General features: G+C 49.4%; 21 protein-coding genes. 9 read left to right on the forward strand and 12 right to left on the reverse strand.

Annotated features, from left to right (window positions below; translation table 11 throughout):
- Nucleotides 1-181 precede the first annotated feature (181 nt).
- The 3 genes from OZ401_RS22060 (at nucleotide 182) to OZ401_RS22070 (ending at nucleotide 5,781) form a co-directional block, all read left to right on the forward strand.
- On the forward strand, nucleotides 182-2,512 hold the full coding sequence (locus OZ401_RS22060) for a hypothetical protein (protein WP_341470690.1): 2,331 nt from the start codon (nucleotides 182-184) through the stop codon (nucleotides 2,510-2,512).
- A gap of 296 nt (nucleotides 2,513-2,808) precedes the next feature.
- Nucleotides 2,809-4,680 (forward strand): ABC transporter ATP-binding protein, encoded by a 1,872-nt coding sequence (locus OZ401_RS22065; protein WP_341470691.1) that lies wholly within the window; start codon nucleotides 2,809-2,811, stop codon nucleotides 4,678-4,680.
- 90 nt (nucleotides 4,681-4,770) lie between these two features.
- A complete protein-coding gene (locus OZ401_RS22070) occupies nucleotides 4,771-5,781 on the forward strand; it encodes an aldo/keto reductase (protein ID WP_341470692.1) in 1,011 nt (336 codons plus the stop codon).
- A 157-nt stretch (nucleotides 5,782-5,938) separates the two neighbouring features.
- Here the strand turns inward: OZ401_RS22070 and OZ401_RS22075 are convergent, their stop codons facing one another.
- The 3 genes from OZ401_RS22075 to OZ401_RS22085 all read right to left on the reverse strand — a co-directional run bounded on the left by OZ401_RS22075 (nucleotide 5,939) and on the right by OZ401_RS22085 (nucleotide 7,690).
- Complete coding sequence (locus OZ401_RS22075; RefSeq protein WP_341470693.1) at nucleotides 5,939-6,241, reverse strand: hypothetical protein; 303 nt, start codon at nucleotides 6,239-6,241, stop codon at nucleotides 5,939-5,941.
- 122 nt (nucleotides 6,242-6,363) lie between these two features.
- Nucleotides 6,364-7,158: an IS5 family transposase gene (locus tag OZ401_RS22080; RefSeq protein ID WP_341469196.1), complete on the reverse strand. Its 795-nt coding sequence runs from the start codon at nucleotides 7,156-7,158 to the stop codon at nucleotides 6,364-6,366.
- A 31-nt stretch (nucleotides 7,159-7,189) separates the two neighbouring features.
- On the reverse strand, nucleotides 7,190-7,690 hold the full coding sequence (locus tag OZ401_RS22085; RefSeq protein WP_341470694.1) for a hypothetical protein: 501 nt from the start codon (nucleotides 7,688-7,690) through the stop codon (nucleotides 7,190-7,192).
- A gap of 131 nt (nucleotides 7,691-7,821) precedes the next feature.
- On the opposite strand from OZ401_RS22085, the gene OZ401_RS22090 reads away from it, so the two are divergent.
- Nucleotides 7,822-8,913 (forward strand): IS4 family transposase, encoded by a 1,092-nt coding sequence (locus tag OZ401_RS22090; protein ID WP_341467879.1) that lies wholly within the window; start codon nucleotides 7,822-7,824, stop codon nucleotides 8,911-8,913.
- Nucleotides 8,914-9,427: 514 nt separating this feature from the next.
- Entirely contained in the window at nucleotides 9,428-11,542 is a 2,115-nt protein-coding gene (gene topA, locus OZ401_RS22095) for a type I DNA topoisomerase (RefSeq protein WP_341470695.1), read from the forward strand.
- Nucleotides 11,543-11,547: 5 nt separating this feature from the next.
- Here topA and arsN2 read toward each other — a convergent pair whose 3' ends face one another.
- From arsN2 to arsM, 7 genes are all read right to left on the reverse strand, one after another.
- Nucleotides 11,548-11,994 carry an arsenic resistance N-acetyltransferase ArsN2 gene (gene arsN2 / locus OZ401_RS22100; RefSeq protein ID WP_341470696.1) on the reverse strand — a complete coding sequence of 149 codons (447 nt, stop codon included), beginning with the start codon at nucleotides 11,992-11,994 and terminating at the stop codon, nucleotides 11,548-11,550.
- An 11-nt stretch (nucleotides 11,995-12,005) separates the two neighbouring features.
- Nucleotides 12,006-12,416, reverse strand: coding sequence for an arsenate reductase ArsC (locus tag OZ401_RS22105; protein ID WP_341470697.1), 411 nt, complete (start codon nucleotides 12,414-12,416; stop codon nucleotides 12,006-12,008).
- 26 nt (nucleotides 12,417-12,442) lie between these two features.
- Nucleotides 12,443-12,880 carry an arsenate reductase ArsC gene (locus tag OZ401_RS22110; RefSeq protein ID WP_341470698.1) on the reverse strand — a complete coding sequence of 146 codons (438 nt, stop codon included), beginning with the start codon at nucleotides 12,878-12,880 and terminating at the stop codon, nucleotides 12,443-12,445.
- A gap of 21 nt (nucleotides 12,881-12,901) precedes the next feature.
- Nucleotides 12,902-13,987, reverse strand: a complete 1,086-nt coding sequence (arsB, locus tag OZ401_RS22115; protein WP_341470699.1) for an ACR3 family arsenite efflux transporter — start codon at nucleotides 13,985-13,987, stop codon at nucleotides 12,902-12,904.
- Nucleotides 13,988-14,050: 63 nt separating this feature from the next.
- Entirely contained in the window at nucleotides 14,051-14,410 is a 360-nt protein-coding gene (locus OZ401_RS22120; RefSeq protein WP_341470700.1) for an ArsR/SmtB family transcription factor, read from the reverse strand.
- A 90-nt stretch (nucleotides 14,411-14,500) separates the two neighbouring features.
- On the reverse strand, nucleotides 14,501-15,949 hold the full coding sequence (gene tnpC / locus OZ401_RS22125; protein ID WP_341470701.1) for an IS66 family transposase: 1,449 nt from the start codon (nucleotides 15,947-15,949) through the stop codon (nucleotides 14,501-14,503).
- A gap of 315 nt (nucleotides 15,950-16,264) precedes the next feature.
- On the reverse strand, nucleotides 16,265-17,122 hold the full coding sequence (gene arsM, locus OZ401_RS22130; RefSeq protein WP_341470702.1) for an arsenite methyltransferase: 858 nt from the start codon (nucleotides 17,120-17,122) through the stop codon (nucleotides 16,265-16,267).
- A gap of 478 nt (nucleotides 17,123-17,600) precedes the next feature.
- Between arsM and OZ401_RS22135 the strand changes: the two genes are divergently transcribed.
- The 4 genes from OZ401_RS22135 (at nucleotide 17,601) to OZ401_RS22150 (ending at nucleotide 24,664) form a co-directional block, all read left to right on the forward strand.
- Nucleotides 17,601-19,532 (forward strand): choice-of-anchor Q domain-containing protein, encoded by a 1,932-nt coding sequence (locus OZ401_RS22135; protein ID WP_341470703.1) that lies wholly within the window; start codon nucleotides 17,601-17,603, stop codon nucleotides 19,530-19,532.
- A gap of 476 nt (nucleotides 19,533-20,008) precedes the next feature.
- Complete coding sequence (locus tag OZ401_RS22140; RefSeq protein ID WP_341470704.1) at nucleotides 20,009-21,997, forward strand: choice-of-anchor Q domain-containing protein; 1,989 nt, start codon at nucleotides 20,009-20,011, stop codon at nucleotides 21,995-21,997.
- Between the two features lie 282 nt (nucleotides 21,998-22,279).
- A complete protein-coding gene (locus tag OZ401_RS22145; RefSeq protein ID WP_341470705.1) occupies nucleotides 22,280-22,459 on the forward strand; it encodes a hypothetical protein in 180 nt (59 codons plus the stop codon).
- A gap of 162 nt (nucleotides 22,460-22,621) precedes the next feature.
- Nucleotides 22,622-24,664, forward strand: a complete 2,043-nt coding sequence (locus OZ401_RS22150) for a D-alanyl-D-alanine carboxypeptidase family protein (RefSeq protein ID WP_341470706.1) — start codon at nucleotides 22,622-22,624, stop codon at nucleotides 24,662-24,664.
- 216 nt (nucleotides 24,665-24,880) lie between these two features.
- Here OZ401_RS22150 and OZ401_RS22155 read toward each other — a convergent pair whose 3' ends face one another.
- Together OZ401_RS22155 and OZ401_RS22160 are read right to left on the reverse strand one after the other, a co-directional pair.
- The gene (locus OZ401_RS22155) at nucleotides 24,881-25,897 is read right to left on the reverse strand and encodes a TolB family protein (RefSeq protein ID WP_341470707.1); all 1,017 of its coding nucleotides are present in this window, start codon (nucleotides 25,895-25,897) and stop codon (nucleotides 24,881-24,883) included.
- Nucleotides 25,898-25,941: 44 nt separating this feature from the next.
- Nucleotides 25,942-26,916: a squalene/phytoene synthase family protein gene (locus OZ401_RS22160; RefSeq protein WP_341470708.1), complete on the reverse strand. Its 975-nt coding sequence runs from the start codon at nucleotides 26,914-26,916 to the stop codon at nucleotides 25,942-25,944.
- Nucleotides 26,917-26,984 lie beyond the last annotated feature (68 nt).

The following is a 26,984-nucleotide window of genomic DNA, read 5'->3' on the forward strand; positions in this document are numbered from 1 at the left end:
GTCGCGATTTCTCCCCCAATTGTGCCACAAATAGCGGTAATATCCTACTTGGACTATCTAGCATTAGTTGTTACAATAGAGTAAGTGAACTAGCAAGTGTTCTAATAAGCGTTGGGAATGTAAAAAGCTGAACTCTAATTCTAAAAGCAAATATTTCATATATCTACTGCTGGCGGCTCTTTTGCTATTGGCGGGAGGGGCGCTTGTAGTTGCTGGTTCTGCTGCTTTCGCGGGAGTGAACCAAACGCAAGCCGGGCAAGCCAGCCTAACCGGAACTTTGAACGTCCAATGGGGCGACCCCGATCCCAGTTCTGGCAACAGCACGCAGCGCACCAACTACACCCTCACCGATGCTAGCGGTACAACAACCCCTCTGGCTATTAGCGAATCGGTGTTACAGGCTTCCGGCGGCATCACCGCGCTCAACAAGCAGCGCATAACCGTCACGGGGGCGCAGGGCAACACACAACCGGGCAGCAATCAAACACCCGCCTTTAACGTTACCTCCATCGCGCTGGTTAATCCACCCGCACCAGCGCAAGGAGCGTTGCCTGCGCCCGAAGCGTTGGTTAGCGGCTCAAAAGCGTATGTAAATATCGCTTGTAATTTCCCTGATATTGCCACCACTAACGCTACCGCTTCTTATCTGAACGGGTTGGTGGGCGATACCTATCCCGGATTAAGCCACTTTTGGCGCGAATTATCCTACAACAACGTCAATTTGCTCGGTAGCGCGAGTTATACAGGCGCTAGTGGCTTAGGCTTCACCCTACCCCATCCACGTTCATATTATTTATATTCCGATAATTCAACTAAGCTAGACATACTGGCAGGCGACTGTACCGGAGTAGCAGACTCAACGATAGATTTCTCAAACGGTGTCTTTGGCATCAATATGATCTTTAACTCCTTGTTGAGTTCCGATCCTAACCAAAACTATGCTTGGGGCGGTAGTACACCGCTGACGTTGGATGGAGTCAGCAAAAACTGGCCCATCACATGGGAACCGCCGTGGGGCTGGGGAAACCAGAATGTGCTGGCGCATGAAATAGGACATTCCTTTGGATTACCCCATTCCCAAGACCCGGCGATAGTCGCTAACAAACCTTACACAAATCCTTGGGATGTGATGAGCAACTCTTGGTATCCCTGTAGTGCGCCCATACAAATGTATAATGCTACTTATAAATGTCTAGGGCAACACACCATCAGCTACCATATGGATATGTTGGGCTGGATACCCCCGGCGCAGAAAAAAATTGCCACTTCTGGAGTCAGCCAATATGTAACGTTAGAGCGGTTGACACAGCCCACCACCGGCGATTACCTGATGGCGCAAATTCCGGTCACTTCAACGACTTACTTCTACACTATCGAAGCGCGCAAGGTCAGCGGTTATAGCGGGACATCCTACGATGTGGGCTTGCCTAGTAGCGCGGTGGTGATTCATAGTGTGAATACAACCCGTAGTGAGGATGCTTGGTTTGTGAAGGCGTTGGTAAACCCCGGCGATACTTATACCATCCCGGAGACGGGGGACATTATCAAGCTCGACTCCGCTACTGCTACGGGCTTTCGGGTCGCCATAAATAATCCGCTGCCTCCAGCCCCTCCATCAAACTTGATTGCCACTCCGGCTTCAGACCCCAAAGTGACGCTGAATTGGACGGATAATTCCTCTAACGAGGATACCTTTGTCATCCAACGCAGCTATGATAATGTCAACTGGTCAACTATCGGTTGGACTAAGACAAATATTGCCACCTACACCGACACCACCGTAACGCTGTGCGGTTCGTATTACTATCGGGTGTACGCTCAAAACGCATTCGGCAATTCTAGCAACAGCAATACTGCACCTGTTAGTTCAATTTTGCCCCTTAGCGAAGCCCCCACCAACCTGAGCGGTTTTGCCTATTCCACCACACAGGTGCGCCTCTCTTGGAAAAATAACGCTTGCAACCTGCCCGGACAGCCCGTTACCTTCACGATAGTACGCAATTCTTCACCGCTAACTACTACCACCGCCAATGCCGTTTTTGATGATACCACTGCTTTAGCCGGAAATACCTATTCCTATAAGGTTATGGCAACACGTACTTCGCCGACATTATCCGGTTCAAGCAATACCATTAGTATCATCATGCCGACCCAAGTTTCTATGGCTAGTAGCGCAGAGTCGTTTGTTACCGCTTTGAATACCGCCGGAGCAGATCAGGTAATAAAGATTACGGGGAGTTTTGCCCTTACCAGCACTTTGGGTATCCAGCCCAAGCAAGGCGTATTGTTGGTGGGTGGCTGTGGCGCGAGCGGTCCGACTATCACTATTACCAGCCCTAATTATGCACCGCTCGACCTCAGTTGGTCGGGTGTCACCATCTACGGTATAGCCTTTGTAGGGCGTGGTGATAGTACTGCTACGCCCCAAATCCCCCTAGTGAAGCTGCGCACACCGGGCACAGGGAACGCCCCGAATCGCACCGTTTGTACCGCCGTGCGTTATAGCCCGTAAATCTAACGCAACTCTAGCGCAATCTCCTTTCAAACCGCTGTTTTTAAGCCGCTTTCTTAGTAAAATCTAAGCAAATCATCTATACTGCTTCATATAAAAATAGGGTGAAGGGTGTATTCAAACGCACCTACGGGTTCGGATTCTAGGCGTTCGTTGGGGAGAGGGTTTTAATTGGTAGGGGCGCATTCCGATGCGCCCTCGTTGGGTTGGTAATATCTTTAGGGTGGGGGCAATCGGACGAAGGGCGTATTCAAAAAATAAAAAAAATCATCGTATATTAATGAGGGAGAATATAAATGCAAGGTCACATGATTAATATGGGGTCGCCTATGCGGGGAGGCGGCAAAAATAATAAAAGCGATAAGTTTGAACTTAACCAAGTCTTTTCTGCTTTCACCAGCCTACCGCGCGTTTTGAAATTGGTATGGGCTACCCACCCCACCTTGACCGTCGCAATGGGAATACTCAGCATTGCGCGGGGCTTCATGCCAGCCATCAGCATCTGGATTACCAAATTGCTGATTGACGGCGTGGTAAATTCCATAAAAACTCAGGATTTCTTCCCGGTTTTTCAATTGGTGCTACTCCAACTTATTATTGAGGTCTTTTCCCGCTTGCTCAACACTTTGGGTAACATAGTGCAGCAACTCTTGCAGGAACGAGTCTCGGTTCGAGTACAGGTGCTAATTCTGGAAAAATCCAATACCTTAGACTTATCTTTCTTTGAGAACCCCGAATTTTACGACAAGCTACGGCAAGCTTCGGAGCAATCGGTTTTTCGCCCAGTGCAGATGATTTCGCAAACCTTCGACTTGGGGCGAACGCTGATTACTTTTGTCAGCATGATTTTCTTGCTCTTGCGTTTGGAATGGTGGCTGGCAGCGGTGGCGTTAATTGTGCCAATCCCCGCGTTTATCGCCGACTCGCGCTACGGCTGGATGGGCTACCAACGCATGCGCTGGCAATCGCCCGAACGCCGCCAGATGCAGTATTTCAACATGGTTATGACCACCGATACCTACAACAAAGAAATCAAGTTGTTCAATCTGGGCAACTTCTTCATAGATCAATATCGCAAGTTAGGCTATAAGCTTTACGATGAGAATAAGGCATTGCTCATTCGCCGCTATATGACCAGCTTCCTGTGGTTGTCCCTCTCGGTGATTGCCAACGCGGCGATTTATCTTTACGTAGCGTGGCAAGCAGTGTTGAGCCGCATAACCTTGGGCGACCTGACGCTCTTTACCCAAACGGCGGTACAGGTCAGCCAGAGTTTCCAATCCATCTTGAGCGGCATTTCCAGCACCTACGAAAATAACCTGTTTGTGGGAACGCTATTCGAGTTTCTGGAATACAAGCCGAACATTTCCTCACCAGAAAAGCCTTCTGATTTAACGGTAGCAGATACGCAAAAGGGGTTGGATGTGGAGTTCCGCAACGTCAGTTTCACCTATCCCGGCAAGCGCGAGGCGGTGCTGAAAAACGTCAGCTTCAAAATTGCGCCGGGGGAAGCGGTGGCGCTGGTAGGGCGCAACGGCGCAGGCAAAACCACGCTCGTTAAACTGCTGACGCGCCTATACGACCCGGACGAGGGCGAAATCCTGATGGGCGGGCGCAATATCAAGGAATACGACCTGAAAGAACTGCGCGAGCAAGTGGGCGTGATATTCCAAGATTACGCCACCTATTTTATGAGCGCGAGGGAAAATATCGGGGTGGGGCGACTGGCTGAAATCGAAAACCTCGAATTGGTAACAGCTTCCGCCCACAAGAGCGGCGCGGATGCGGTCATTGATAAATTGCCGAAAGGCTACGAGTCTATGCTAGGGCGTTGGTTTACCGAAGGCACGCAACTGAGCGGGGGCGAATGGCAGAAAATCGCGCTTGCTCGCGCCTTCATCCGCGATGCTCGGATTCTGGTATTGGATGAGCCGACCAGTTCGCTGGATGCACAGGCGGAGTATGAGGTATTCGCCAGTTTCCGCGAGCTAACCGAAGGCAAGACCGCCATTTTCATCAGCCATCGTTTTAGTACGGTGCGGTTAGCAGACCGTATCTTTGTGCTGGAAAACGGCGAAATCATCGAGAACGGTTCGCATCATGAGTTGATCGCGCTGGATGGGCGTTACGCTGAACTATTCAACTTGCAAGCCGAAGCCTACCGCTAGGCGGTTTTAATTCGTAGGGGCGTGGCTCGACACGCCCTCGTTGGGTGGGTAAATTCGTTGGGCTTGTGGCAATACAGGAGAAAAAAGCAAATGAAAATAAAAAAATTGGGACGCACCGGCTTAAAAGTAACGGAAATTTGCCTCGGCACAATGACTTTTGCCAATCAAGCGGACGAGCCGACCAGCTTTAAGATTATGGATATTGCCGCCGAAGCGGGCGTTAATTTCTTCGATACCGCCGATATGTATCCGCTCGGCGCAACCCCTGAGATGCATGGCAATACCGAAGTGGTGGTGGGCAATTGGCTCAAAGAACGCAAGATGCGCGACAAGATTGTACTTGCCACCAAGTGCGCCGGAGAGATGGGCAGCGGCGCAAACGATAAAGGGCTTTCCCGCAAGCACATTTTTGAGGCGATTGATGCCAGTCTGCGCCGCTTGCAAACCGATTATATTGACCTATATCAGATGCATTTCCCCGACCCGGAAACCCCGATTGAAGAAACGCTTTCCGCCTTGAACGATTTGGTTAGAGCGGGGAAGGTGCGTTACATCGGGTGCAGCAATTTCCCGGCATGGCGACTTGCTACCGCGCTTTGGACGAGCGATAAACTGGGTTTAGCCCGTTTCGATAGCGACCAACCGCGCTATAACATTCTGTACCGTGAAATCGAGAATGAGATTTTGCCGCTATGCCGCGAACAAGGGGTGGGCGTAATCGTCTATAACCCGTTGGCGGGGGGCTTTCTAACCGGACGCTATAATCCCGGTCAGGCTTTGGAACAAGGCACGCGCTTTACCCTGAATGTTTCGGGCAAACTGTATCAGGCGCGTTACTGGAATGATTACATGTTTGAAGCGGTGGAAAATCTCAAGAAATTTTTCACCGGACGCGGAAAGTCGCTAACCCATGTGGCGTTGGCGTGGGTTCTGGCGCAGCAAGGCATTACCTCCGCTATACTTGGCGCGAGCAAACCGGAGCAATTGACCGATAGCCTCAAAGGTCTAGAAATGTCGCTGGATGAGGAAGAAATGAAGATGTGCAATAGCATCTGGTATCGCATCCCGCGCAATGAAGACCCCGGCATTGCATTGAGGTAACAACCTGTAACTATCCCAGAGGGGTTATCAAGGGTGTAACCCCTCTTAGAAGTATCCCTTTTTATTACTCATTTCTCTATTTCCTATTATTGAATAGACAAGAGGAAACTTGCCGAGTCTCACGCTTTTGCAATTGCCAAAGTGGTTCGTTCTGTCATTACCGATAATTATTGCCAGATTCTGCTTTTTTCTTATTTAAATCTTCTGTTACCTGCTCAACAGAGCGATGGCTATACATTAATTGGAACTTGAGTTCCTCTGCCCATTCAATAAAGGGCACCAGCTTTTCACGCTCCATTAATATGGCGCTTTCCTGATACCCAACTGGATGTGCCAAGTTGTTGCGAAGCTTTTCAGCCTCTTTACAAAAGTGACTTTGCAAATAGGGGAGTTTTCCTTTTAACTCCGTAGTTTTTCGCAAGATGATAATTTTGTCCCCAAATGTAATGCAATCCAGCATTCTCTCATTCTTTGCTTTCTCTTCATTTTCCCTTTGTTTGTAGCCGCGTGACTTGTAAACAATTTCTGCTTTATCCCGTCTTCCCTTTGGTAGCTTTTCTAAGAGCCATTCTTAAAACTAGATCAAGGCGAAAGTTTAGAAAGCCTTTTGAGAGCCAAACGGATCATAGAAATGTAAATATTGGCTTCCGAATGCTGTGGTAAACGCTCATACTCTTTCGCCATTCGTCGGTTCCGCCCGATCCAGGCATGCGTCCGTTCTACTACCCAACGACGCGGTTGTACCTTAAAACCTTTAATATCGTCGGTGCGTTTGACTATTTCCAGTTCAAAATCGAACATTCCAGCCACCCACTCTACCAACTTTCCGCTGTAACCTCCATCCGCCCATACCAACTTCAGGGTACGGCATTTATTCTCAGCAGTGGCCAGCACTTCTATTGCCCCATCTCGATCTTGTATATTCGCAGCTTGTACTTTGACCACGATCGGAAAGCCCAAGGTGTCCACCAGCAGGTGCCGCTTGCGCCCATTCACCTTTTTTCCTGCATCGTAACCCCGTATTCCTCCAACTTCGGTGGTTTTTACTGACTGGCTATCGATGATACCAGCGCTGGGTTGGGGATTTCGTCCTGCCTTAACTCGCACTTTTTGGTGTAGTGCCTCGTAAATACGTTGCCAAAGACCGTTCCAGCGCCACAGACGGTAGTAGTGATAGACTGTTTTCCAATGAGGAAACTCTTGTGGAAGCATTTCCCATTGGCAACCAGTTTTGAGTAAGTAGAAGATGGCGCAGACTATTTCACGATAGGGATGTACTCTGGGACGACCTTCTCGACTGTTAGGGGGGAAATATGGCATAATGATTTCCCACTCGGCATCGCTCGGGTCGGTAGGGTAAGCTTTTCTTGTACTCATAATACGAGCTTACCCATTATTCTTTTTTATTTCAACTTTCTTCTTTACTCAGTTTTAAGAAACGCTCTAATGAATTTTCTCCAAAAGCCTTACAAGCCAGTTGTAGCCACTGCTCTAGGTCAATTAACAATGCGAAAAGGCATATTTTAAACTGCATTGAGTATAAAGCAGAAAAAGGAAGCCATCCAATATACTCAGCCCCTTTTATTACCAGATAAAAAGTCGGTTTCGGCTTCGCAAAAAGCTTAACCGCTTCCAATAATGGGGTATCAGCAGATATTACGGTATAAGGCAAAATTTGCTTTGTGTATTTCTTAACAAAGCCCACCTCATTATTTCCCCATGCAGTTTCAGTCCACTCAAAATAACCTATAATTCTTCCGTCATCATCTTCTACTAGCGCTATTTCTTCTAAAATATCAATCCCATTTGGGAAACAGTAACATTCATCCCAGTCAAATTGTACTTCGTCTCCCGACCATCGCGCCTTCACAGTGTCAAACGGTTTACAAACATCCTCTACCTTGACCAAACGAGCCATTTCCTGAAAAATGGTTTGCTACCGTACAGATATAAAGGAGAGGAAAAGGAGGAGAAGGTTGAGGCAGAGTGGTAAACTGTAGTTTTCTTACCGACCAAAGTAGAAAGCAAAAGGATACCAAAATGAGTGACAACCTTCGCCGACATCGTGCCATAAAACAGCAATTGTTGCAACTCCACCCACAAGCGCAGGGGCGCGAATTACAATATTTAACGATTCTAGCGATGGTGATCAGTGGGATTGTAGGTAGTCGGCATAGTGCGTTGCCTAATATCGCCGCCAAAGTGCCAGATAAAACTAAACGGGAAAGCCGCATCATCCGAATGCGCCGATTGCTCAAAAATGATAACTTTAACCAAAAAGTGGTGTATGCTCCTTTCGCCAAACAATTGCTGAGTAGCCTGTGTCATTGTCCACTGGTACTGGTGATAGATGGCAGTCAGGTTGGTGCTGGTGGAATGGGCTTAGTAATCAGTGTAGTATATCAGGGGCGGGCTTTACCTTTGGGTTGGTTGGTGGTTAAGGCTAAAAAGGGACATTTAGCTCAAGCTTTGCACATCAGATTGTTAAAGCAAGTTCACTCGTTGGTTCCGTCTGGTAGCCAAGTAGTCTTTTTGGGTGATGGTGAATTCGATGGCTGTCGTTTGTTAAGACGGTTAGATTATTACGGTTGGCAGTATGTCTGTCGTACTGCTAAAAATAGCCAGGTCTGGTTGGATGAACAAGCTCATTATGCCATCAGTAAGTTAGGGGTTCAGCCTGGTCAGGTAGTGAGTCAGAGCGGCGTAGCATTCAGCAAACACGAGTACGGACCAGTACTGGTCATAGCGGTCTGGCAAAAGCCTTACCGTGAGCCACTTTATCTGGTGAGTAATTTGGCTCTAGCCCAGGAAGCAATCCGGTACTACAAAAAGAGGTTTAGGATTGAAACCTTCTTTTCCGATAGCAAGAGCCGAGGGTTTCGGCTGGACAAGAGCCATTTGGATGACCCTAAACGGCTAGAAAGGTTATTGTTAGCGGCTTGTCTGGCTTATCTTTGGATTGTACATCTGGGTACGATAGCTTTAGCTGAAGGCTGGAACCGGGTCATTCATCGCACCGAACGACTGGATTTGAGCCTGTTCAATTTAGGTTTGAACCTGCTTGAGCATTTTTTGAATGAACATTTACCCTTACCAGTCGCCTTTATCCCTTTTCTTTTAGAGGATTTCTAATTGTGTACGGTAGCAAAAAAAATGGAAGAGGTTTCAAACATGTTCATTTCCTAAAGTCCTTTCAACCAAGCTTGTACCCCATTCCCATAACTTTATAGACCGCTTCCGAATAGACCGAAGCGAGCTTGTTCAGGAATACTTTCTTTTACTATAAGATACCGATGGTATTGTGATAATATTAATAGAAGGCGAAGTTATTATAAAGCAGCGTTTATAAATCTGCAAAGTGAGTTTAATTGGAAGATGTTTAGAGTTAGGTAAGATAATTCTAAAGGAGAGTAGCTGAGAATTTTGCCCAATCCTAAGCTATTACCTCAAAAGCAAAAATCCAGTCAGCATACTGACTATGCTAAAATAAGGTAACAACTCATTCGGGTAGAAAATTAAGTATTCGAGCGGGGTTCTCAGGGTTGCAATTACTCCTAAATTCCTCTCTCTCCTTCCCCATTGAGGGGGCAAGGGGTGATCAGTTACGCTTTAGGCACAATAACGGAAACAGGCAGATTACTTTTTTATGGCTGGCACACTCGTAATCGTTGAATCGCCCGCGAAGGCGAAAACCATCGGCAAATATCTAGGGCGCGACTACACGGTACGCGCCACCATGGGGCATGTGCGGGATTTGCCGCCAGAACGACTCGGCGTAAATGTTGAGGACGGCAGCTTTTTGCCCGAATACGAATCGGTAAAAGGGCGCGGTAAAATAATCGGCGAAATTCGCACGCTGGCAAAAGAGGCAAGCGCGGTATTGCTCGCCACCGACCCCGACCGGGAAGGGGAAGCAATCGCGTGGCACATTGCCAGCGCGGCGGGACTAAACAGGCGCGGTCTTAAAGTGAGCCGGGTAGAATTTCACGAAATCACCGAACGCGCCATCAAACAGGCGGTGGCTAACCCGCGCCAATTGGATATGAACCTCGTCAATGCACAACAGGCGCGGCGTGTGCTAGACCGTTTGGTGGGCTATCGCCTTAGCCCCTTATTATGGAAGAAGGTGCAGCGTGGCTTGAGCGCAGGGCGCGTACAAAGCGTGGCGTTGCGGGTGGTGGTAGATAGGGAACAGGAAATCGAGGCTTTCGTACCGCGCGAATTTTGGACGGTGGAAGCCGATCTTGCCCGTAGCCCATGGAGCAAGCAAAAAAACGACCTGTTTCGCGCCGTATTATTCACCCGCGAGAAGTCGCCCCGCAAGTGGGAATTTGAGAAAGGCGAGGAAGCGCAACAAGTCGTAAAAGAGCTAGAGGCGGCGAGTTGGAAGGTGGCTGCAATCACCCGCAAAGAGAAACGCCAGCATCCCTCCGCCCCCTTTACCACCAGCACTTTGCAGCAAGAAGCCGCCCGCAAACTCGGCTTTGCTGCCAAGCACACCATGAAGGTGGCGCAAGAGCTTTACGAAGGGGTTTCGCTTGGCTCGGAAGGTAACTCCGGGCTTATCACCTACATGCGCACCGATAGCGTGAACGTATCGCGGGAAGCGCAGGAAGCGGCGCGAGCGGTGATAGTGCAGCAGTTCAGCCCGGAATATTTGCCTAGCAAGCCGCCCTTTTATAAGAGCAAAGCCCTTAACGCGCAGGAAGCGCACGAAGCCATCCGCCCTACCAACCCGGCGCGTCTGCCCGATGGAATCCGGCAATTTCTCGGCGCGGATCAGCATCGCCTGTATCGCCTGATTTGGCAACGCTTTATCGCCAGCCAAATGGCGGAGGCGCGTTTGGAAGTTACCACCTACGACATTGACGCACAACCCCGCGAGCGTACAAAGCAACCTTACTTGTTCAGGGCAAGCGGCGAAAGAACGATTTTCCCCGGCTTTATGGCGATTTATCGCGAGTCGGTAGGCGATAGCGAAGATTCGGAAGAAATTAAAGGCTTGCCGCGCTTGCAAGAAAACGATGCGCTTGACCCGGTAAAGCTTCTGCCGGAACAGCATTTCACCCAACCGCCCCCACGCTTTGGAGAAGCCACGCTGGTAAAAACGCTGGAAGAATTGGGAGTGGGACGACCTAGCACCTACGCCACCATTCTCTCCACCATCCAAGATAGAGGCTATGTGGTGGTGCAGGGCGTGGGGCGTGAGAAAAAGTTCGTGCCGACCCCGCTTGGCAGCGCCGTTACCACGCTATTGGTGGCGCGTTTCCCCGATTTGCTGGACGTGAAATTTACCGCAAAGCTAGAGGACGAATTAGACCAAGTGGCGGAGGGCAAGCGCGAATGGGTTCCGCTGGTGGCGGAAGTGTATCACCCTATGATGCAGCATTTGGCTTTGGCGGAACGAGAAGTGGCTAAAATCGAGGTGGCGCAATCGCCCGATTTTCCCGTTGCAGAGAAGCGCAAAACTACCGGGCGGAGTTCCTATACCCGCAAAAGCGGCAGTAGCTCTTACGCTGCTAAAACTCCCCGCACCCGGAAAACCGCCGAAAAAAAAGCCGATTATGCCACGCCGAACGGTGAACCGTCTGGCGAAAAAGTAGCGGTAAAACGCGCCCCTCGCCAGAAAGCGGTTGTTGCCGAAGAAGCGCAAGTGACGTGCGATAAATGCGGCAAACCAATGGTCAAGCGCAAGGGACCCTATAGCGAGTTTTACGGATGCAGTGGTTATCCCACTTGTCGCAACATCCGCAAGCTTTAATTCTCTTAAAGTTGTAGCAACATGGCTTGTGCGCTAACTGGACAAGCATGGCTGAACTCGTCCGACTGTTGCAGCGCGGGGTCAACCTCAGCGCGAGAGACGGGCGCAAAGCCCAACCGCGTAAAGAAACTTGCGGCAGTTTCGGTCAGCAAGTAAAGGTTAGCAACGTTGTTCTGGCGCGCTAACTCCAGCGTTGCCTTCACCAGCGTTTGCCCGATGCCCCTGCCCCGCGCTTCTTCGGCAGTAACCACCGAACGCAAGAGCGCAGAACGCCCGTATATTTCCAACGCCGCGCTTCCAACAATTTTATCACCTTGCTTTGTCACCAGCGTTAGGGGCAAGCGTGCGATTACGCCTTCCTCCGGCAGATTGTTCTCCGCCAATAAGCGGGTAATCTCCGCAGCATCCGACAAATTCGCCATTTCGAGTTTATAAAGTGAGGCGGTATCCATAGCCACTCCTTTCAAACAGTTTTGAGCCAATCGGCAATACGCGCCTGAATTGCGTTACGCACTTCGCGATAGGTTGCCAGTTGCGCTTCTTCGCTTCCGGTAGCGCGGGAGGGGTCTGGAAAACTCCAATGCAAACGATGGCGGGCGTTTGGGAAAACGGGACAGCTTTCGTTTGCCGCATCACAAACCGTAATCACATAATCAATCGGTTGGTTCAGGTATTCGGTCAAAACTTTAGAGCGATGCCCGGAAATATCAATTCCCAACTCTTCCATTGATTTAATCGCCAACGGACGCACAAAAGTAACCTCAGTACCCGCGCTCAAAGCCTCAAACCTATCGCCGCCCATCGCCCGCAACAGCCCTTCCGCTATCTGAGAACGCGCCGAATTATGGGTGCAGAGAAATAAAACTTTTTCCATCCTAGTATTTTGCTCCTGAATTATGTTTATTTAAAACGATGTAGTTGCATTAGCATCCGAATGCGAGTTCCCAATTCTACCGCCAAGTCATTAAATACTGCCTGCTTTTCTTCCTCGCTGCCTTCAACACTAGCCGGGTCGGACAGACTCCAATGGATACGTTCAGGGTCGCCGGGAAAAGCCGGACAAGACTCTTTGATACGATCGCAAGTGGTAATAATATAATCAAATTCTTGGTCTAAAAACTGGTTCAAATGTTTAGGATAGTGATTACTTATATCAATTCCCATGTTTGCTAAGGTTTTTATAGCTAAGGGATGTACATCAGAAGCTAACTCGTTTCCCGCGCTGTACACCTCATATCTAGCCTTGCCCAAGTGGCGAAGAATTCCCTCCGCCATTTGGGAACGAGCCTGATTGTGAGTACATAGAAACAGGACTCTAATTTTATTTTCATTGGTCATAATTTATCCCGCCCTTATTTTCTAAAGTTGCTTAGCTGCCACCGGACTAATTTCTCCCGCATTGCCGCCAAAGTACCGCCGCCGGAAAAATAACGCCACGCTCACTAAGCTGATAAGCGCAGGCACTTCCACCAAGGGTCCGATTACCGCTGCAAACGCCGCCCCGGAGTTGATACCAAAGACCGCCACCGCCACCGCTATTGCCAGTTCAAAGTTGTTGCTGGCAGCGGTGAAAGAGAGGGTAGCGGTTTTGGAATAATCCGCCCCGATGCGCTTCCCCATCCAAAAACTGACCAAGAACATCACCACAAAGTAAATCACCAACGGCAGGGCGATACGCAACACATCCAACGGAATCTGTACTATCAAATTGCCCTTCAAGCTGAACATCACCAAAATGGTAAAGAGCAACGCCACCAGCGTCATAGGGCTAATTTTAGGGATGAATTTCTTCTCGTACCACTCCCGCCCCTTAGCCTTTAGCAGCACAAAGCGGGTAAGCATTCCCGCCAAGAAAGGAATACCCAAATAGATAAAAACACTTTGGGCTATATCCCCAATCCCAACCTGTACCACGCTGCCCTTGAGTCCGAAAATTGGGGGAAGCACCGTGATAAAAACCCACGCATACACGCTATAGAATAGCACCTGAAAGATGCTGTTAAAAGCCACCAGCCCGGCAGCGTACTCGCTATCACCCTTCGCCAGTTCGTTCCACACTATAACCATCGCTATACAACGCGCCAGCCCAATCATAATTAGCCCGGTCATATATTCGGGCTTATCCGCCAGCAGCAGAATTGCCAGAAAAAACATCAGAACGGGTCCGATTATCCAGTTCTGCACCAGCGAAAGTAACAGGATTTTCCAATTGCGGAACACATCGCCCAGTTCTTCATATTTCACCTTCGCCAGCGGAGGATACATCATTAGAATCAGCCCGATTGCAATCGGAATGTTGGTTGTGCCAGCCTGAAAGGTATTAATAAAGTTTTCCACGCCGGGTATGAAATAGCCAATCCCAACGCCCACCGCCATTGCGAGAAAAATCCAGAGGGTTAGAAAACGGTCAAGGAAGGAAAGACGGCTGGTTTTTACAGTTTCCAATCAAAGATTCCTTTCGGTTGGTAAAGATACATTGATAAACGTCAATACGTGCGGACAAAAAAACTAGCCGATAGTGTTATAAACGCGCTCTAATATTGCCTGTACTTCGCGGTACTTTTCCTTTATCAGCGAATAATGTACCCACTTCCCGCGCTTTACCCCCATTACTAAGCCCGCCTCCCTCAATATTTTGAGATGGTGCGAAATAGTAGGCTGCCCTAGCTTGAAACTGTCGGTGATGTCGCAGACGCACACTTCTTCTGGATTCTGCGCCAGCAAATTAAGGATACCCAAGCGGGTAGAATCTGCCAGCGCAGCGAACAGTTGGGCGGCTGCCTCAATCTGACCGGAATCTACATTGGAACGGTTGGCGGGGGTGCAACACCCTTCATTTTGAATTGTGGCAATAAGTTTCTTGATCATTTCAAAATCCCATGTGGGCGTTTCCAGCCCCTACCCATTCCAAGAGAATTAACCCGTAAGGGCGTATTTATGTAGATTAACAGTAACAGTTCAGACCAAAAGCTTGGGAAGGGGAGGATGCCCACAAAAAGTGTCAAGGAGTGCTACCAACAAATTTTCACCTTGCTTTTTCATGGTGGAAAGGTAGCCTCTTATCCGACAAAAGAAGCTGGCACCCTCCTGACTGCGAAAACAACCTGAAACTTTTTGTTGCACTTTAACCATCCGAATATCACGCTCGGCTAAATTGTTATCAAAAGGCACATCAAAACGGTAGGCAAACAGCAGCACTTGATGACGCTGTTTATCCAGCCGATCCAGTAAGTTCTTAGGCTTGCTCTGCCGGGGCTTGCCCCGTTTTCCACAAGGCCAACCACCCTCCGGAGGAGGATTAGCTGCCAGACCCTGTGTGATCAATTGCTGGTAGCGCTCTTCGAAATGCGCTAACCGTGCACTGCTTAAACTGGTTTCAGACCTGGCCTTGGCGACTTCCACTTCTTCTTTCAAGTCCACAAGAAGGGTGGTGAACTCAGCCGCCCACGCCTGCTTGAGTTGTTCGTGGACAAAAGCAAGTTCCCTGAGATGATGGGCGTTACACAGACCGTGGGTACAGGCATAGCGCAGATAGTTAGACCAACCGTCGTGGATCGCTACTCCCTGGAAAGTCGGTAAAATCCCAATCTCGTCTGTGGCTTTACTACCTCGCCGTAAATGGTGAGCATAGTGGGTTAAATGTGGAGTGCTGGCTACGTGCAGCCAGTGGCGCTTGCCTTCTACATACAACCCGGTTTCATCGCAATGTAACACTTTGACCTGGGTAAGCGCTGTCTTGATGGTTTTTTCTGGCTCAGCCAATTGCTCGTAGCACTCCGCTATCATATTGACCAAACTGCCGGGTGAAAGACTTTCGCTGTAGATTTCATTAAGTAGCTCGCACACCCGGGCATAAGGCAGCAGTTGATAAGTGATCAGGTAAACTGCCAGAGCCCGAAACCCAGGTCCGTATTGCACCCAATTCTTGACGGACTGCGGGAATTTGGCTTTGGTAACAGTCTGACAAGTAGGACACTTTTTGCTGTAAGTGCGGTGTTCGATGACGTGCAGTTTGAGTTGAGTAGGCAGCTCAAAAACCTGACGAGGCTCGAAGTGAGGTAGCGCTGCTTCTTTGGTTAAGTCAGTCTGGCACTTTTCACAGGTGGTGGGCAGATGCGCAATCACTGCATCTGGGTTTTCGCTTTGTTTAAGAGCCTGACCCTCGTGACCAGGTTGACCCCCCGGTTTCTTACCGGTGGATTTGCGCAAGCTGCGTTTTTTGGGCGAGCGCTTAAACCCGTCGGAAGAGGGTGGTTTTGATGAATTATGGCTATCTTGAGAGAGCCGGGCTTCAAGGGTTTGAATTCGTTCTATCAGTTGGGTAACCAAGGCATCCCGTGAAGTCAGTTGTTCTCGCAATTGGGCATTTTCTATTCTAAGTTGTTCTAGTTCTTGCGCAGGTGTCATTATTTTAGTCTACCAGCCTCGTCAACTGACCCTGGCTGAATTGTTACGATTAACAATTAAAACCGTAAAACGAGGATTGGGGTAAATCCACCAGATTTTACCACCCAACGCGGGCGCATCACGATGCGCCCCTACGAATTAACTCTCATAAGATTTGGTTCGTAGTAGGGGCGGCGCTAGAGCCGCCCTTCTGAAATTTATTTACGGATTAATTTGTTATTGTTCATGAATACGCCCGTTGCCACCCAACGAGGGCGTGGCTCGACACGCCCTTACAAAATACAACCAACCGAACATTGGCGCGTACCCAGTCCTTTATAAAGGCTTGGTGGCACGTACAAAGGTACTGGCGAAGCGATTTACCAAATCATTGCTCAACTCATCGCCTAAAGATGCCACCCACTCAGGGAGGGGCGTACCCAAATCGGCAAGGCTGTAGCGGCGGGTGACTTCCAGATTCGCTTCGACAAAGCCGGCTGTCGCCAAATACTTCAGGTACTCGGTATCGGTGAGCGCACCCGCGATGCAACCAGCCCATGAAGAAAGGTCACGCCGGAAAGCGGTATCGTCCACCAACCATTCGGGCAAGCCCTTGTGAATAACGATGTCGGAAATGGCAAAGCGTCCGCCCGGTTTAAGCACGCGGAATGCCTCACGCAACACCGGCTGTTTATCCGCTGCCAAATTGACCACGCAATTGGAAATTATAACGTCCACCGTATTATCCGGCAAGGGGATAGCGGCAATATCGCCCTTAAGGAACTTAACGTTTTGTGCGCCCGCTTCGGCAGCGTTTTGGTGCGCCAGTTCGAGCATTGCATCGGTCATATCCAGCCCGTAAACAAAGCCAGTAGCGCCGACCCGCCGCGCCGATAGCAACACATCAATGCCGCCGCCGCTGCCCAAATCCAGCACAGTTTCACCCGCTTTTAGTTCAGCCAAAGCCGTAGGATTACCACAGCCCAACGAAGCGAGCTTTGATTTGAGCGGCAAGCCATCGAGTTGGTCAATTTCATAGATTCGATCTGAGATAGTATTTACACTTCCGGTATCGCTGCAACACGAACTATCGCAGCAACTACTACTCGATTGAGTGTCCAGAACGGTGAGCGCGATAGAGCTATAGCGAGAACGTACCGCTTCGGTAATAGCCTTATTGTCTTGAGTGGTCATAATTTGTCTCCTCATGCCTTGAATTTGAGAAAAGTTTGCATCATCTGTTTGTAAATGAAAAGTAGTTTTATATCATATTGATAATGTTCGATATAAGGAGATTATAGCCATCATATTGATAATTGTCAATATGTATTTGTGCAACCAACGAGGGCGCATCAAAGCAAGGGGATAAAACCCCTTGTCCTAACCCCTGCCACATTCCCAATGAAATTACTAAACAAAACAAACCAATTTTTACCAAAGTTTGTTAAAATTTTACCAAAGTCTACTGGACATGAAAATCCTTTAAAGGTATAATTTTAATCCTAATCTATAAAAATATATAAAAGATTAATATATTTTAATTAATACTTTAATATCTCGCGCTATGCCACACGCCATAACAACATTTTAGTCCTACTGGAAGGCTACCAATAGCCCGACCAGCGTCATTGATAAAATTGATAAAGTTAAAGTGTAAGATTAGGAGGATACTTTGCACAAAGTATTAACAACCCGAAAGATGAAAGGCATAGCTGGAAGTTTAGTGGCTATCGCACTGCTGCTGTCTGTAAACCTATTCTCGGTGCATGCGGTGAATAACTGCACCTTGGCTGCGCTGACAACGATCGTTGGCACAGGCGGTACGCTCGACTTCGCTTGCGCCACCGATACCACCATCACCCTAACTGCTGAGCTGACGATTACCAACGACCTGACCCTGACCAACACGGGGGCAGGCAAGGTGACTATCAGCGGGGATACCAAGTACCGGATTTTCTACGTCAACAGCAACAAAACGCTGTCCCTCACCAATCTCAACCTGACCAACGGCAATGGCGCTGGTACCGGGCCTGGCGGGGCTATTTATAACAATGGCACGCTCACGCTAACCAATTCCAGCCTCTACAGCAATAACTCTACTTTTGGCGGCGGGGCTATTTATAATAACAACGGCACGCTCTCGATAACTAATTCCAGCCTGTATAGCAATACCTCTAGTGGGATCGGCGGGGCTATTTATAGCGGTGGGAGCAGCAGCACGCTCACGATAACCGATTCCACCTTGTCCAACAATTCCGCCAACAATAGCGGCGGGGCTATTGTTAACGATGGCGGCGGCGAGTTCTGGCTAACCAATTCCAGCCTCTACAACAATTCCGTCGGCACTAGCGGTGGAGCTATTTTTAACAACACCAGCAGCACAATCACGATAACCAATTCCAGCCTGTATGGCAATTCCGCCAACAATAGCGGTGGAGCTATTATTAACTACGGCAATGTAAGTTTAATCAACGCTACTTTCGTTGATAACACTGGAACCGGCAATGGCAGAACCATCTACAACAGTGGTGGGACGTTTGATATAAAGAACAGCCTGTTACAGGGCAGCAACATTTGTAATAGCAGCATCATCGATGGGGGCTATAACCTAGAGGTTGCTGGCACTTCTTGCGGGTTCAGCAATAACAACGTTGTCACCACCAACGCGAAACTGGGTGCTCCCGGCAATAACGGCGGACCAACCCCTACCATCGCGTTGCTGGAAGGCAGTCCGGCGATAGATGCAATTCCGTTGAGTGCCTGCAATGCGGCGTTTGGTATGAGACCTCCCGTTAACGGGCTGTTGTCAGCCTTGCCGAATGGTAATAGCGTGTACACCGACCAACGCCGGGTAAGCCGACCACAAGGCGCGGCTTGCGACATCGGCGCGTTTGAGTTTGCGGGAGCGCATCCCGCCGACCTGATACCGCAGTTGCGAGTTAGCCCGGATAGGGTAGTAGCTAACAACCTTGAGAATCTTATTTCCTTCAGCTTCAAAGTGAAGAACATCGGCATAGGCAGCGCGGGCAATATTGTAATCACTATTCCGGTACTGCAAGGGCTGGACGTGGGCTACCTTGAGGGCGCAAGCGCGGGCGTGTGGGTTACGCAAGTGACCGCTTCATCCGTGACGATTGCGCTGCCGACCATTGAGAAGGACAGCGAGGCGCACGGCACGCTGGTATTTCGCCCGAACGCCAACGCAGTTGTCGGAACTCAAATCGAGGTTCGTTACGCGCTAACCTACAACGATGAAGTCAATGGCGGCAAAGCCCTCAACAGCAACAGCCAACGCTTTGTGTTCGGGGAAGTCGAGAGCAACCGCGATGAGAGCAAAGGGGCAGTGCAGCCCGGTGCAGCGGTAAGCGCGAATGTGGGCGAGAAGGTGAGCATCGTGCAGACGGGTTACCTAGCGGACGAACTAGTCTCGCAATGGTACACCGCACCTGATGGCAACAGCGTTAGCCTCGGCGTACAACGCGCCAACGCCAAGGGTGAAGTGACCATCGTGGTGGATACCGCCGGATTGTCAGGCGATTACGCTATCGTAGGTTACGGCAACCGCTCGGAAGTTACAGAGGTGAACATTCTGACGGTAGTTTAAGTCGGCACCCTATGGGAGAGGGGCTATCGCCTTAGATAGAAACCCTCTCCCACAGAACCCGAATCTCCGAACCCGAATTGTAACAATTTGCTCAAGCCCCTTGTCTGAATCCTACCCCCAATTCCCCGAATTTACACAACCGAACAAGGGCGCATCTTGTGGGAAAGAGCTATTGCGCTTGATAGTTCCCCAGAACTCCCCCAACCTCTGCCCTTTGTTGCAATTTAATATTGTTTTAATAACAAAATAATTGTATTTTTGTATAATATATTTAGGATGTTAATGATAATCCACAAATAATTAAATTATTTTAATAACTTGGTGCTATACAGTTCTTAAAACTGCTTTCACTTTGTAACTGTATGCGCCTGCTTGAGTTGAGGGCGACAGGGTAGCGCATTCTCAAACTTGTTCCAGTACGACCAAACGTGGTTGTTTGAAAGGGAAAATTAAGGAGTCATGGGAAGGAATCAGTAATGTTTAATCAAACCAATGTAGTAACGAAATGGAAAAAAGCAGGTGTTACAGGACGATTAGCGGCAGCGTTGGCGGCTATTGCCCTGCTACTTTCTGTAAACTTAATCTCGGTGCGGGCGGTGGATAATTGCACCTTGACGGCGCTGACAACGATCGTTGGCACAGGCGGTACGCTCGACTTCGCTTGCGCCACCGATACCACCATCACCCTAACTGGAACTCAAACCGTTGATGCAGGTCTGATTGTGACTCTGACCAACACCGGCGCAGGCAAGCTGACCATCAGCGGGGATAACAAGTACCTGATTTTCAATGTCATCGGTACTGCCGAGTTGTCCCTCACCAATCTCACCCTGAGCAATGGCAGCGCTGGTAAAAACGGCGGGGCTATTATTAACAAAGGCACGGTCACGATAACCAATTCCACCTTGTCCAACAATACCACTATTTGGGCTGGCGGGGCTATTTTTAACTTCAACGGCACGCTCACGATAACCAATTCCAGCCTGTATGGCAATACCTCAAAAGATATAGGCGGGGCCATTGTTAGCATCGGCGGCACGGTCACGATAACCGATTCCAGTCTGTATAACAATACCTCCAGCGGCGGTGAAAGTGGCGGCGGAGCTATTTATAACAACAACGGCACGCTCACGATAACCAATTCCAGCCTCTACGACAATACCACTGATTGGAGCGGCGGGGCTATTGTTAATGGCAGCGGTACGCTCATAATGATCAATTCCAGCCTCTACAACAATAACGCGGATAACAGCGGTGGAGCAATTGCTAACGGTGGCAACACAAGTGTGAGCAACACCACCTTCCTTAATAACACAGGAAGCGGCAATGGCAGCACTCTCTACACTGATGGTGGGGCGTTCGATATAAAGAACAGCCTGTTACAGGGCAGCAATATCTGTGACGGCAACATCACCGATGGGGGCTATAACCTAGAAGTGGGCGCAGCGGGCAGCTACAGTTGCGATTTCATCAGCGCGCGCGGCAGCTTTACCACCACCGACGCGAAACTTGGTACTCCCGGCGATAACGGCGGACTAACCCCTACCATCGCCCTGCTGTCCGGCAGCCCGGCGATAGACGCAATTCCGTTGAGTTTCTGCAACGCCGCGTTTGGCATGAGACCTCCCGTTAACGGGCTGTTGTCAGCCTTGCCGAATGGTAATAATGTTTACACTGACCAGCGCGGGACACCCCGACCGCAAGGTGCGGCTTGCGACATCGGCGCGTATGAAGCTACACCTACTCCGATTGTGGGAGCGCATCCCGCCGACCTGATACCGCAGTTGCGGGTTAGCCCGGATAGGGTAGTAGCTAACAACCTAGAGAATCTTATTTCTTTCAGCTTCAAGGTGAAGAACATCGGCATAGGCAGCGCGGGCAATATTGTAATCACTATTCCGGTACTGCAAGGGCTGGACGTGGGCTACCTTGAGGGCGCAAGTTCGGGCGTGTGGGTCAAACAAGTGACCGCTACGGGCGTGACGATTTCCCTGCCTAGCCTTGCCCAAAATCAGGAAGTAAGCGGAACGCTGGTATTTCGCCCGAACGCCAACGCAGTTGTCGGAACTCAAATCGAGGTTCGTTACGCGCTGACTTACGACGATGAAGTCAATGGAGGCAAAGCCCTCAACAGCAACAGCCAACGCTTTGTGTTCGGGGAAGCCGAGAGCAATCGCGATGAGAGCAAAGGGGCTGTGCAGCCCGGTACAGGGGTAAGCGCGAATGTGGGCGAGAAAGTCAGCATCGTGCAGAAGGGCTACCTAGCGGACGAACTAGTTTCGCAGTGGTACACCGCACCGGACGGCAAGAGCGTGAGCCTCGGCGTACAACGCGCCAACGCAAACGGAGAAGTGACCATCGTGGTGGATACCGCCGGATTGTCAGGCGATTACGCTATCGTGGGTTACGGCAACCGCTCGGAAGTTACAGAGGTGAACATTCTGACGGTAGTTTCAGCAAGTTAGTTTAAGATTAAGTTTAAGATTAAGTAAGGGCGTATTCAAATACGCCCTTCTTTCTATTGCCACAGCCCTAAAGAAAATCCCAACCGCACGCGGGCGTGTTTGAATGCGTCCTCCTCTGCCTGTCTAGGTCATTGGGCGTAGAACACACCTATTCAATAGTACCGCCGCTAAATCGTTCCAGCGACGGTTATCGGTTTGCGTGATAGTTGCTATCATTAGCTTGTGAGGGAAAAGCCTCCGGTAAATAATAAAAAATAAAAGATTGCTTGAAAGGTAATGACAATGAATTACGAATACTCAATTGAAATGTTAAACAATTATCGTATCCAAGAATTGCAAAAAGAAGCCGAACAATATCGCAAAGCAAGCGAAGCCAAAAAGAAACCCGCTAAAGAAAATTCTGAATACAAAGCTACGCCGCAACGCAAGCCTTTAATGGGTTTTCTGAGACTGGCACGCTAGATAAAATGCAAATATATAAATGAACTGACCAGCTTGCAAGGGCTGGTTTTTTTATAATTTTGAGGTAAAATAAACCTATCGGACTAGACATAAACAATAATACGTGCTATTATCCAAGGCAAAATAGCTCCTGAATTTTATTCCCAGGTTGGAGAATTGTCCTTGAACCGAAGGATTCCGTGCCAGAACGCCTCCCGACGCAGGCGCGCCAAACCTGAATATTACGCCGCTATCGGGCTATTACTGGCGCTCCTCCTACAGTTGTGGCTTGCAAGTTTTACCGCACCCAAGGCATATGCTGCTACTGCTGAACCCAAAATAGACGCCCCTTCCGCGATTGCGATAGATGTTGCTGATGGGCGCATTTTATTTGGGCGTGACATTCACCAGCGTTCGGCGATGGCAAGCACTACCAAAATAATGACCGCGCTAACGGCAGTTAGTATTCCCGGTTTCAACCTAGACGATAAATATAAGACGATAAAGGATGACCTAGTAGGCGAAGCCAGCATGGGTTTGCGCGAAGGCGAAACCGTAACAGTGTTGGATTTGCTCTATGGGATGTTGCTAAACAGCGGGAATGACGCGGCTGTAGCGCTTGCCCGCTATTCCGGCGGTAAATTGCCCGGCAACGGCGACCCGATTGCTAAGTTTGTGGCACAAATGAACCTGAAAGCCACCGAATACGGATTGCACGATTCTCATTATGCTAACCCGCATGGCTTGGATCAAGATGGGCATTACAGCAGCGCCTTTGATTTGGCAGTAACCGGCTGGTATCTGCTCAAAGACCCGCTTCTTTCCAAAATTGTAGCGACTCCGGCAGCAACTCGCGCCGGTAAAGACCTACGCAGTTTGAACAAGTTTCTTTCAAGCTATCGGGGAGCAAACGGCATCAAGCCGGGTCAAACCGATGCCGCAGGGCTTTGCTTGGTTTCCAGCGCCACCCGCAACGGTAGCACCGTGATTGCGGTAGTCTTGAAGGAAGATAGCGCCGGGTACAACTCCGACCCTGCTATTCTTACCGATTATGGTTTCGCAAAAATACAAGAGGGAGTCGTAACTACCGGAGGCGCAAGCGACACGGTAGATTATCTGGGCAAAGTTAGCGGCAACAAGCTTTTACTGTCCACCCAAGCTACCAATGCAGCGAATCCTTTACAAGTAATTGGAGGCGACTTCAATCTTGCTGGTGCGCCGATAAATGCGCAGGTAATCAGCGGCACAGTCTCTCCCGATTCGCAACTAAGCACAGGGACACCCGGAGGAAGTGATAATAATAGTTCCCAAAAAAAGGATGGCGGTGTGAATTTCTTTTTGATTGTACTGCTATTGATTTTGGTACTCGTGGCAGTGTGGTTCGCTGCTCGAATGGGACTGATTGCGGGCGATAATGGCAGAGACTTTGCTTATATGGTTCAGGATGGCGTGGTAAGCGGTAGTCGTATTGTGGGAAAATATGCCGGAAAGCTGTGGCACAACCTAAAGCCGGGTGATAGCGACCAGCCTGAGAAAGCACCACCCGAAAAACCTGTGCGCAATCAGGAAAGTTTGCGTGACCGAGTCCAAAGTAACAGAACCGCGCCTACCGAACCGCCGCTTAAGCGTCCGATACAAAGCGCGCCAACCACGCAAACCAATACAGCGGACTATACTTTTAATGACAATACCAAAGTTAGAAGTAGAATGCCAAAACCTAACCCGCTGGAAAATATTTTTGACGAAGCGGAAGTGCCGAATTTTGGGAATCCTGTTTTGAACGAACAGCCTTCCCAAGCATACGAGGCAAGTTTGCAGCCGCCCCCGCCCTTATCGACTCGACCACCCACATCGGCACGTCCTGCTACTCCTCCGCCTGCCATACCAAGTTATAGTAAAGACCCTGAGCCGGTGCCAACTACAGCCGACAACCTAGCCGCAAGAGCGCGCCATGCCATTGACTATGCCATTGCCGGGCGTATGCTAGCCAGTACCGATGAGTTCCGGCGCGTGGTAGAACACAACCCGGCTTTCGATTTCGGCAACATTCCTGAATTTGAGCAAATGCCCGTACTGGGTTACAAAGCTTTGGCTAACGCTTACCAAGCGGTGGGGCGTACTAAATTTGGGGTTTTGTTGCTGGATATGGCAATTGAAAAATTCCCGAATGATCTAGAGTTGCGCAACATGTTTCGGGTGATGAGCCGCGAACTTGGGGGCAAATAAACATGGGGGGCAAGGGGCTTAAACCCCTTGTTATAATCGGGTTCGGAGCATTCATTGGTGAGAAGGTTTTAATTGGTAGGGGCGCATTCCGATGCGTCCTTTTTGGTTGGGTAAATTCGTGGGAAATTGTGGCAACGGGCGAAGGGCGTATTCAAATACGCCCCTACGGGTTAATTCTCTTGGAATGGGTGAGAGGTTCGATGCGCCCGGTTTTAACTATTTGCTCCAGCTTAAGCCGCCGTTACTATCGAGGTGAGCGGATTTTGTAATCTGCTTGATATTACTGGTTACTCCTCCGGCAAAATCTACGGTGTAGAGTTCAAACGCGCCATCTTTCAAGCCTAGAAACGCAATCTTGTCTCCTTTAGGAGACCATGCCGGATAGCGTGATGGAACAGAAGCCGCCAACAACGGGTTTGTGCCATCCGCATTCATTACCCACAACTCCGAGAGATTACCTTTGCGCACTACATAGGCGATGGATTGGGCGTTTGGTGACCACGCCGGGTCATATGCGCCACTATCGCTTTCAGTTATTTGCGCGTTTTGCCCGTTTTGAACATTGACGCGGAAAATCTGGGACTTGCCGTTCTGGTATGCCGCAATCGCAAGGCGAGTGCCATCGGGCGACCAGCTTGGCTTTCCCACCCCGCCCTGACCCGCGCCCAACATAGTAACCCGCGCGGCGTTGTTATTTTTCAAAGACCAGAGCCAAAGCGTTAAATCATCGGTACCGCGATCGGTTAGGTAAGCAATTATGTTGCCATCCGGTGACCAAGCCGGGTTAAAAGCCCACAAGCTATCATTTGAGAAACCTTGCGAACGGGGCAAACCGGGACCACGATTATTGGTCAGGCGACGAGGGTTTTTGCCGTCAGCGTTTATCAGCCACAAATCAGAATAGCTCTCATCTTGCCGGATATAAGCAATCGTCGCGCCATTGGGGGAAAGGGTCGCTTGCAAAAGAATAGGCTGATTTCCGGCTATAACCGATGCGCCCGGCTCAATCGCCATTCGCAAGCCTGTATCGCCTCGCCAAGCCCACAGAAAACCGCCTCTGCTGAACAACAATTGCCCATCAAGGCTTTCTCCGGTCAGTTTTTCGCCAACATTAATAGTAGGAAGAGCGGAAGAAGTGGGATTGTCTTTTGTTGGCGCAGTGGAAAAAATAAAAAAAGCGCCAATAAGCACTACGATAAAAATTACGGCAAAAGCAATTAGTCGGGTTTTCATTTGCAGCGTTCAAACGGCTACCAATCGGGGCAGGGTTCAAACGCCTAACTTCTAGAGGTTTTGCGTCTCTTACGCCATACCCGGATTAATCCGCCGATTTTTTCATCTAATGGTACAAAAGCGCGACGATTGAACACATCGTAATTATTTCGCTCAATCACATCAAGAATACGGCTGTAGAGATGTGCCGCGGTTGCAACTGCCAACCTGCTATCTTTATTAAGATAGTCAATTCCCAATTCGGCGGTAGCGTAGAATTTGCGGGCGCGCTCAATCTGAAATTTCATCAGATTAATAAAGCGTTCGTTAATTTCGCCTCGCAGTAACTCTTCCTCAGTATAGCCGAATTGCGCCATTTCGTCCAATGGAAGGTATATTCTGCCCCGCTTGGTATCTTCGCCAATATCCCGCAGAATGTTGGTAAGTTGCATAGCAATCCCAAGCTCAACCGCATAATCGAGCGCAATCGGCTCGCTATAGCCTATTACTTGCGAGGTCATTAGCCCTACCGTACTGGCAACCCGGTAACAATACAACCGTAGCTCTTCAAAAGAGTTATACCGATTCTGGGATAAATCCATGCGCACCCCTTTTATCATATCAAGGGGGGGATGCAAGGGTATTTTGTAGAAGTTGGTAGTATGTTGCCATGCCAGCATATGAGGCTGGGAGGGAGGGAGGGATTGCTGGAAAGAGGTTTTTAACTCATGCTCCCAAAGGTCAAGTTTAGAAATTAGCTCTTCCATGTCGGCGGTATCTGCCGTATCCACCATATCATCGGTAAAACGGCAGAAACAATAAATCGCCCACATAGCGCGACGCTTTTCTTTGGGTAAAAAAATAGTGCTGAAATAAAATGTTTTCGAGCCTTTGCGTGTTATGCGGCGGCTGAGTTCGTAGGCTTTCTCAAGCTCAGTCGGGTCAAAACGGTCATGCCCGTGTTGGTGTTGTTCATTTTGGGCGGAGGCAGCCAGTGGTGTCGCACCGGAATCTGCCTTAGCCTGAAAAGTTTCACTCACAATTGAAACCCCTTAGCCTATTTATCCCATTCTTGTCCTAGTGGATAATAACCAAAGGCAGGACAAAG

Origin of the sequence: Candidatus Chlorohelix allophototropha (assembly GCF_030389965.1) — a bacterium.
Lineage (GTDB): Bacteria > Chloroflexota > Chloroflexia > Chloroheliales > Chloroheliaceae > Chlorohelix > Chlorohelix allophototropha.